A 7,546-nucleotide genomic window follows, 5' to 3' on the forward strand; every position below is an offset into this window, starting at 1 on the left:
GCGATTTCGCGTTGCGAATCGCAACTGACATTGCTATAGGTTGCGTGCAGCTACTAATCCAGGGAGAATTCAGATGCTTCGCACCGCCTTGCTCGCGCTCGCCTTCGTCTCGGCTCCGGCGCTCGCCACCTCTTCTCATTATCTGGCGCAGCCGGTCGCCGCGCCGACCAAGGAGACGGTCGTGACCCGCGACGCGGTGTGGAAGTGCGCCGGCGGCGCCTGCGCCGCGCCGCGCGGCAACAGCCGCGCCGAAGTCGCCTGTCAGGCGCTGGTCCGCGAAGTGGGCGCGCTGGCGAGCTTCTCGGCCAACGGCACCGCCTTTGCCGCCGAACAGCTCGACAAGTGCAACGCCCGCGCGCGCTGATCCGCGCAAACGGCGTTTTTTGCATTGCAACCAAGGGGCACCGCACCACATGGTGGTGCGGTGCTCAGGCAATATGAACTGCTCGAAAAGGTAAGGTCCTACGACCCGGACGCCGACGAGGCGATGATCAACCGCGCCTACGTCTTTTCGATGCAGAAGCACGGGACGCAGAAGCGCGCTTCGGGCGATCCCTATTTCAGCCACCCGATCGAGGTGGCCGGCATCCTCACCGACCTGCGCCTGGACGACGAGACGATCGTCACCGCCATCCTTCACGACACGATCGAGGACACGGTCGCGACGCCCGAGGAGATCGAGAAGACGTTCGGCAAGAATGTCGCGCGGCTGGTCGACGGCGTCACCAAGCTGTCCAAGATCGAGGCGCAGACCGAAAGCCAGCGCGCCGCCGAAAATCTGCGCAAGTTCCTGCTGGCCATGTCCGGCGACATCCGCGTGCTGCTGGTGAAGCTCGCCGACCGGCTCCACAACATGCGCACCCTCCATCATATCCGCAGCGAGGAGAAGCGCCGCCGCATCGCCCGCGAGACGATGGACATCTACGCCCCGCTCGCGGAGCGGATCGGCATGTACGAATTCATGACCGAGATGCAGACGCTGGCCTTCCGCGAGCTGGAGCCGGACGCCTACGAGTCCATCACCAAGCGGCTGGAGCAGCTCCATCGCGGCGGCGGCGACCTGATCGAGCGGATCGGCCGCGGCATCAAGGCGCATCTCGAGGCCCATGGCGTCGAGGCGGAGGTGCAGGGCCGCGAGAAGCACCCCTATTCGATCTGGCGCAAGATGGCCGAGCGCCATGTGAGCTTCGAACAATTGTCCGACATCATGGCGTTTCGCGCGATCGTCGGATCGATCGACGAATGCTACCGCACGCTCGGCCTCATCCATCAGCGCTGGCCGATGGTGCCGGGCCGCTTCAAGGACTTCATCTCGACGCCCAAGCGCAACGGCTATCGCTCGCTCCACACCACCGTCATCCATGACGAGAAGATGCGGATCGAGATCCAGATCCGCACCGCCGAGATGCACGCCCGGGCCGAGCACGGCCTGGCCGCCCACTGGGCCTATAAGGAAGGCAAGGACGCCGCCCGCACCCAGCACCCCTGGATCACCGACCTGATCGAGATTCTCGACCATGCCGCCTCGGCCGAGGAGCTGCTCGAACATACCCGCATGGCGATGTACCAGGACCGGATCTTCGCCTTCACACCGAAGGGCGAGCTGATCCAGCTTCCCAAAGGCGCGACTCCGGTCGATTTCGCCTATGCCGTCCACACCGATCTCGGCGACCAGACCGTGGGAGCCAAGGTGAACGGCCGGGTGATGCCGCTCCGCACGCCGCTGGAAAATGGCGACCAGGTGGAGATCCTCGTCTCCAAGGCGCAGCATCCGCAGCCCGCCTGGCTCAACTTCGTCGTCACCGGCAAGGCCAAGGCCAAGATCCGCCGCTTCGTGAAGTCGAAGGAGCGGGAGGAGAGGATCGCGCTCGGCCGCAAGATTTTCGACGAGATCGTCCAGCGCCTGCCCGCCCCGCTCGGCTGGGAAGCGATCGCCGAGGCGCTGAAGCGGCTGCATCTCCACGACGACGACGCGCTGATGGAGGCGATCGCTCTGAAGCGGGTGGACGACGTGCAGGTGATGGAGGCGCTGATGCCCGGCTCCGCCTCCACCGACGGCATCAAGCCGCCGCCGCAGCGCCGCGCCATCTCGATCAAGGGTCTGACGCCGGGCGTCGCCTTCGACCTCGCCGAATGCTGCCACCCGATTCCCGGCGACCGGATCGTCGGCCTGCGCCGCGAGGGCGAGGGGATCGAGGTCCATATGATCGGCTGCGAGCGGCTCGCCGACGGAGTGGATGCCGACTGGGTCGACCTCGCCTGGGGCGACGAGACCGACGGCGGCACCGCCCGGCTCGCCACCGTCATCAAGAACGAGCCCGGATCGCTGGCGGTGATCGCCACCATCCTCGGCAGCCACGGCGCCAACATCGTGTCGATGGAGCAGGCGAGCCGGGACGGCGCCTTCCACACCTTCCACCTCGACATCGAGGTGCACGATCTGCCGCATTTGATGCGCATCCTGGCCGCGCTGCGGGCGACCGACGTCGTCTCCACGGCCGAGCGCCTGTAGGACAAGAGGATATGGACAGGATCGATCGCCGCACCTTCTGCCTTGGCCTCGGCGCCGCCGGGCTGCTGATCGCCGCCGGGCTGCCGCTGCCGGCGTCCGCCACGCGGCGGGCGGCGGGCTTCACCATGTGGCACAGCCCGGGCTGCGGTTGCTGCCTGGAATGGCAGGCACGGGTGGAGGCGCTGTTCGGCCGGCGGATGGAGGTGCGCGAGATCGCCGACATGGCCGCGCTGAAGAGCGCCAACGGGGTGCCCCAGGACCTCTGGTCCTGCCACACGGCACGGATCGGCAGCGTGGTGGTGGAAGGCCATGTGCCGCCCGCCGACATCCGCCGCCTGATCGACACGCGCGGCGCGGCCTGGGCCGGGCTCGCCGTCCCCGGCATGCCGCTCGGATCGCCGGGCATGGACGTCGGCCACAACCGCCGCGAGCCCTACGACGTGATCGCCTTCGGCGGCGGACGGCGGACGGTGTGGGCGCGGCACGGGCAATCGTGATGAAGGACCGCCGCGACGCCCGCGACATGACCTATGGCGAATATCTGTCGCTGGAGCCGATCCTGTCGGCCCAGCATCCGGTGTCCGACCATCATGACGAATTGCTGTTCATCGTCATCCACCAGACCAAGGAGCTCTGGTTCAAGCAGACGATCAGGGAGCTGAGGCTCGCTCGGGATCTCATCCGCGCCGACCGGCTGATCGAGGTCCACAAGATCCTGTCGCGGGTCTCGCGCATCCAGTCGGTGCTGACGCTGAGCTGGGACGTGCTCGCAACGCTCACCCCGTCCGATTACACCCGCTTCCGCGACGTGCTCGGCACGTCGAGCGGTTTCCAGTCGGCCCAGTTCCGCCAGGTCGAATTCATGCTGGGCCTGAAGGAAGGCGGGCATCTCAAGTTCCAGGAGGAAGGTTCGGACCCGCACCGCGCGCTCGCCGAGGCGCTCGCCGCGCCCAGCCTGTGGGACGAAGCCAATGCCGCTCTGGCGCGGGCGGGCATCCCGCTACCGAACGAGGTGCTGGACCGGGACTGGTCGCAGCCCTACCGGCCGAGCGCGGAGGTCGAGGACGCCTGGCTGCAGGTCTATCGCGACACCGCGCGCTGGTGGCCGCTCTACCAGCTAGCGGAAAAGCTGGTCGATCTCGACGATTCGCTCGCAACCTGGCGGCACAAGCATGTCGTGACCGTGGAGCGGATCATCGGCCTGAAGCGCGGGACCGGCGGCACGCCGGGCGTTCCCTATCTGCAGTCGACCCTGCCCAAGCGCGCCTTCCCCGAACTCTGGACGCTGCGCACCAAGCTCTAGCTCAGGGGCGCGACGAGCCGAGCGCGACCTTCGCCTCTTCCCACAGCCGCTCGCGGGTGCCGAGGCCGGGATGGGTGCGGAACAGCGGGTCGCCGCCGCCGAAGCTTGCGTGATAGCGCCGCCACAGGCGCGGCGCCGCGTCGAGATCGTAGCCGGCGGCCCACAGCAGGCTGGCCGACAGCCGGTCCGCCTCCAGCTCGGTCGCGCGCACCCGGGCGCCGTTCCGGCCGAAGCCGCGCAGCAGCCCGCGCGGCACGCGCTGATCGGCGAGCCGCTGGCGGTGGCCGAGGACGTTGTGGGCAAGCTCATGGGCGAGCACGGCGGCGAGTTCGTCGTCCGATTCGAGGAAGGCGAGCAGCGCGCTCGTCATCACCACGTAGCGCCCGTCGGCAAAGGCGTTGTTCTGCGGCGAGCGCGCGAGCCGGATCCGCATCGGGCAGCCTGGCCGGGGCGCAAGCGTGGTTTCGAACGATTCGCCGCCGCGCAGCACGGTGAGCCGCGCCGGCCCGGCCTGGAGCGCCGCCTCCAGCTGCGCCTCGCTCGCCTCCACCATCGGCCGCCAGCGGCGCCGGTCCCGCTCGGCCGCCATCGCGGCGGGCGAGGGGAAAGCGGCGCCGTTCACCGCCAGCAGCACGTCGCCGGCGCGCAGCCCGGCGGCCGCCGCGGGGCTGTCGGCGACGACCGACAGGATGCCGGGTCCCCGGTCGAGCCGATGTTCGCGGACAAAGGCGGGGCGGTCGGCCGGCGCATATTCGGGAAGATGGTGGAGCAGCAGTCCGGTGAGCGGATGCGGCGCCGGGCAGAACGGCGCGCCGCGGACCGCCAGCCGCCAGGCGACCTCGGCCACGCGATGATCGTCCGGGCGCAGGTGACTGCCGCCCTGCGGCGCAGCGAGCGCAGGTGGCGCGGCGAAGAGCAGAAGCCCCGCGACGAGTCGGACGATGAAAGGCAACATCAACTCCTGCCCCGCGAGACCATCTTCCGAACCATCATTCGGGATGCGGAGGAACCCATGCAACGAAAAGGGCCGGGCGAAGCATCCTTCACCCGGCCCAATCCTGAATAGCTACCGGCTAGCCGGCAGGCCCGTTACGGGCTGACCGGCGGCTTGTCGCTGCCGTCACGGGTCGCGGCGAGAATGCCGAGGATGATGGCGATGATCGCGATCAGCGGGATCACGAAGCCGCCACGGCCGAACATCTCGCTGCCTTCCTCAACCGACTCAACCGCCGGAGCGGCAACCGGCGCGGACTGCGCGGCGGCGACGGTCGAACCGGCCATCAGCGCAACCGATGCGGCCGCAGTGACAAATCCCTTGAAAACCACGTCAGCTTCTCCCTTCGTACACAAATATCGACTTTGAATTTCGAGCCCTGATTATCCGAGGGCGGCTTGGCTGTCCAGCCCTTCAGATGCGCAAGGCTCGTTGTTCCAGTTGAGCCCAGCTACCAACCATCCGTTGACGAAAGCTGAACCCCCCGAACGTCCTTCCCGTGCAAAAGGTCCGCGCCGTTCTCCATTTTGGGGTTGAGTTGTGCGCGCCTAGCGGGAAAAGCAGCTATCAGGGTGCCCGAAGGAGAGATTCTCCTTTTCATGCAAGGGCTTCGCAGTGAGCGTGAGGGAGTTGCGGAAAGATGGGTGCCGGTGGGTTTTTGACCAGATTCGTCCTGCTGATCGCGGCGGCTGCGCTGTTCCTCGGCCCCTCCACGGCAAGCGCGGCGGTCGATATCACCTTCTATTCGCGTGAATATGGCTCACATTTTCCGCACGCTTTCATCACGCTTTCCGGCACGCTCAACAGGAGCGGGGAAAGAATCGATGCCAACTATGGCTTTACGGCCACACATGTCACCCCGGCGATTCTCCTGGGTTCGGTGCGCGGCGAGATCATCTCGGCGGATGCGCGCTACATCGCGAGCAGCGACCCGCATTTCCGCTTCACCTTGAGCGATGCGGAATATGACGCGGTGATGCGAATCGTCGAGGAATGGCGCTCGCTTCCGCAGCCCAGCTACAATCTCAATCGCCAGAATTGCGTCTTCTTCGTCGCGCGGGTGGCGGCGGCGCTCGGCATGCGGGCCTCCACTCCCGCCGCGCTGATGAAGAAGCCGCGCTCTTATGCCGAACATCTGACGCGCGAGAATCGCGCGTGGCTGGAACGCCGCCGCGCCGCCTTTCTGCGCCAGCCGGCGCGCTGAGCCCGCCGCCCGCTTGACTTTGGCGACGCGTTGCGACTGATAGCCGGCGGGCAAACCTCCGATCCTCCGCCGCATCTTTCCTGAAAGAGATGGAAGCCATGACCGCGCCTTCCCTTCCGCACATCGTCGTCGTGGGCCTCGGCTATGTGGGCCTGCCGCTCGCCGTCGCGCTCGCCCGCACCTATGAAGTGACCGGCCTCGACATCGACCGCCGGCGGGTGGAGGAACTGCGGGAGGGGCGGGACCGGACCAACGAGGTCGAGCCCGAGGCGCTCGCGGCCACCTCGCTCCGCCTCACCCACGATCCCGCCGACTGTACGGGCGCCGACGTCTATATCGTCACCGTCCCCACACCGGTCGACGAGGATTGCAAGCCCGATCTCGGCCCGGTGATCGGCGCGACCAAGGCCGTGGCCGGCCTGCTCGACGGCGCCCGCCAACCGATCATCGTCTACGAAAGCACCGTCTATCCCGGCGTTACCGAAGAGATTTGCGGGCCGCTGATCGAAGAGGTGTCGGGCCTCACGCGCGGCCGCGACTTCTTCCTCGGCTACAGCCCGGAGCGGATCAATCCGGGCGACCGCGAGCATACGGTCGACCGGATCGTGAAGGTCGTCGCCGGCGAGAATGAGGAGATCGCCGACCGGCTCTGCGAGATTTACGGCCGGGTGACCAGCGCGGGCACCTTCCGCGCCCGGTCGATCAAGGCGGCCGAGGCGGCCAAGGTGATCGAAAATGCGCAGCGCGACATCAACATCGCCTTCATGAACGAGATCACTCAGATCTTCTCCAAACTCGATCTGTCGATCTGGGACGTGCTCGAGGCGGCGGGGACGAAGTGGAACTTCCTGAAGTTCCAGCCGGGCCTGGTCGGCGGCCACTGCATCGGCGTCGATCCTTATTATCTGAGCTTCCGCGCCCAGCAGCTCGGCATCGATCCGAAGGTGATCCTGTCCGGCCGCGCGATCAACGACCGGATGGGCGCCTGGGTCGCCGACTGCATCCATGAGCGCCGCGGCAAGGCGGGCAGCGCGTTGATCATGGGCCTGTCCTTCAAGGAGAATGTGCCGGACCTCCGCAACAGCAGGGTGATCGACCTCATCCGCCGACTGGAAGAGCTCGGCCACGCCATCACCATCCACGATCCGCTGGCCGATCCGGCCGAGGCGCGCCACGAATATGACGTGGAGATCGATCTCGACGCGCTCGACCGCTCCTACGACACCGTGGTGGTCGCGGTCCCGCACGCCGCTTATGCCGAACTGGGCGACGAGCGGCTGCGCGGCATGCTGAACGAAGGCGGCCTCCTCGCCGACCTCAAGAACCTCTACAAGCTCCGCACCTTGGTCGGCGTCGACCGCTGGACCCTCTAGCGCCACTCTTCCCAAAAAAGGAGGGGACCGCCGCGAAGGCTGTGGTGGAGGGGTAACAGCGCCTGCCGCCGCCGCTCCGCCAGCAGAGCGTTTAGGGACGTCGTCGCAGGCGGCCTTTGGGAGGCAGGAGCGGAGGGGGCGGAGGGGGGGAGGGTTTTCT

At 67.3% G+C, this 7,546-nt stretch carries 8 protein-coding genes; 6 read left to right on the forward strand and 2 right to left on the reverse strand.

The annotated features are described in order from the left end of the window. The first annotated feature begins 73 nt into the window (after window positions 1-73). From ACK4K7_RS15710 to ACK4K7_RS15725, 4 genes are read left to right on the forward strand one after another with little or no spacing between them, the layout of a single operon-like run. Window positions 74-364 carry a CC_3452 family protein gene (locus ACK4K7_RS15710; protein ID WP_431867430.1) on the forward strand — a complete coding sequence of 97 codons (291 nt, stop codon included), beginning with the start codon at window positions 74-76 and terminating at the stop codon, window positions 362-364. A gap of 60 nt (window positions 365-424) precedes the next feature. Continuing rightward, window positions 425-2,512 (forward strand): RelA/SpoT family protein, encoded by a 2,088-nt coding sequence (locus tag ACK4K7_RS15715; protein ID WP_431867431.1) that lies wholly within the window; start codon window positions 425-427, stop codon window positions 2,510-2,512. 11 nt (window positions 2,513-2,523) lie between these two features. Further along, window positions 2,524-3,009 (forward strand): DUF411 domain-containing protein, encoded by a 486-nt coding sequence (locus tag ACK4K7_RS15720; protein WP_431867432.1) that lies wholly within the window; start codon window positions 2,524-2,526, stop codon window positions 3,007-3,009. Continuing rightward, entirely contained in the window at window positions 3,009-3,815 is an 807-nt protein-coding gene (locus ACK4K7_RS15725; RefSeq protein WP_431867433.1) for a tryptophan 2,3-dioxygenase, read from the forward strand. The genes ACK4K7_RS15720 and ACK4K7_RS15725 overlap by 1 nt, the downstream gene beginning before the upstream one ends. 1 nt (window position 3,816) lies before the next feature. On the opposite strand, the gene ACK4K7_RS15730 is transcribed toward ACK4K7_RS15725, so the two are convergent. Both ACK4K7_RS15730 and ACK4K7_RS15735 read right to left on the reverse strand, forming a co-directional pair. After that, the gene (locus ACK4K7_RS15730; protein ID WP_431867435.1) at window positions 3,817-4,770 is read right to left on the reverse strand and encodes a M48 family metalloprotease; all 954 of its coding nucleotides are present in this window, start codon (window positions 4,768-4,770) and stop codon (window positions 3,817-3,819) included. A gap of 134 nt (window positions 4,771-4,904) precedes the next feature. Further along, complete coding sequence (locus tag ACK4K7_RS15735) at window positions 4,905-5,141, reverse strand: hypothetical protein (protein WP_431867436.1); 237 nt, start codon at window positions 5,139-5,141, stop codon at window positions 4,905-4,907. A gap of 326 nt (window positions 5,142-5,467) precedes the next feature. On the opposite strand from ACK4K7_RS15735, the gene ACK4K7_RS15740 reads away from it, so the two are divergent. Next, window positions 5,468-6,013 (forward strand): hypothetical protein, encoded by a 546-nt coding sequence (locus tag ACK4K7_RS15740; RefSeq protein ID WP_431867437.1) that lies wholly within the window; start codon window positions 5,468-5,470, stop codon window positions 6,011-6,013. 98 nt (window positions 6,014-6,111) lie between these two features. Continuing rightward, entirely contained in the window at window positions 6,112-7,386 is a 1,275-nt protein-coding gene (locus ACK4K7_RS15745) for a nucleotide sugar dehydrogenase (protein WP_431867438.1), read from the forward strand. Window positions 7,387-7,546 lie beyond the last annotated feature (160 nt).

Source organism: Allosphingosinicella sp. (assembly GCF_046295735.1).
Classification (GTDB): Bacteria; Pseudomonadota; Alphaproteobacteria; order Sphingomonadales; family Sphingomonadaceae; genus Allosphingosinicella.

What these genes read in the sequence shown, in the direction of transcription:
- ACK4K7_RS15710 (WP_431867430.1), top strand. Translation starts at nt 74, where the DNA reads ATGCTTCGCACCGCCTTGCTCGCGCTCGCCTTCGTCTCGGCTCCGGCG.
- ACK4K7_RS15720 (WP_431867432.1), top strand. Translation starts at nt 2,524, where the DNA reads ATGGACAGGATCGATCGCCGCACCTTCTGCCTTGGCCTCGGCGCCGCC.
- ACK4K7_RS15725 (WP_431867433.1), top strand. Translation starts at nt 3,009, where the DNA reads ATGAAGGACCGCCGCGACGCCCGCGACATGACCTATGGCGAATATCTG.
- ACK4K7_RS15730 (WP_431867435.1), bottom strand. Translation starts at nt 4,770, where the DNA reads ATGTTGCCTTTCATCGTCCGACTCGTCGCGGGGCTTCTGCTCTTCGCC.
- ACK4K7_RS15745 (WP_431867438.1), top strand. Translation starts at nt 6,112, where the DNA reads ATGACCGCGCCTTCCCTTCCGCACATCGTCGTCGTGGGCCTCGGCTAT.